This window comes from Chroococcidiopsis cubana SAG 39.79 (genome assembly GCF_003991895.1).
In the GTDB taxonomy this organism is placed as follows: domain Bacteria; phylum Cyanobacteriota; class Cyanobacteriia; order Cyanobacteriales; family Chroococcidiopsidaceae; genus Chroococcidiopsis; species Chroococcidiopsis thermalis.
The window spans coordinates 1-609 of sequence record NZ_RSCK01000288.1 but is presented as its reverse complement, the minus strand read 5'-3'; the positions used below and the strand labels follow the sequence as shown (position 1 = coordinate 609).

The following is a 609-nucleotide window of genomic DNA, read 5'->3' as shown; positions in this document are numbered from 1 at the left end:
CCGGCGATCGCCCCATTGTATTTGCAGGCGCAGTTTCTCGCCTTGCGCGGTCGGCTCGATGAGGCAACCGTTCTGTGCCAGCAAGGAGTCGCTCTAGCCAGGGAACGCGGCTGGTTATCCACTTATGCAGGTGTATTGGTACAAGTGGCAATGGGGGAATTGCTGCGAGAACAAAACCAATTAGCAGCAGCCGCACAACACCTAACCGACAGCATCGAGCGCGGTATTCAAACTCGACAGCCAGGTTTAATGATGGGTTACATCACCTTGGCTCGCGTGCGTCAGGCGCAAGGGGACACCCAAGCAGCAATGGATGCAATTAAGACAGCTGGGCAATGTCAAGTTTGGCTGTGGGCGACGATTCTTTCTGTTCCGGCTTGTCAGGCAAGATTAAATCTAGCACAGGGGAATTTAGATGCTGCGATCGCTTGGGCTCTAGATAGCGGTTTAAGCGTGGATGGCGAATTACGATACAGTTTTACTGACGAGTTTCCAGTTGGTTCGGAGCTGGATTACCTAACTCTAGCAAGAGTCTTAATTGCTCGTGGCAGGTTGGCAGATCTAACTAAGCCATATTTAAATGATGCTCTGCGACTACTAGAGCGACTC

At 51.6% G+C, this 609-nt stretch carries 1 protein-coding gene; it reads left to right on the top strand.

The genetic code is table 11. The features are described 5' to 3' along the window. On the top strand, nt 1-609 hold a 609-nt coding region (locus tag DSM107010_RS37945; protein WP_479684201.1), incomplete at both ends, for a tetratricopeptide repeat protein.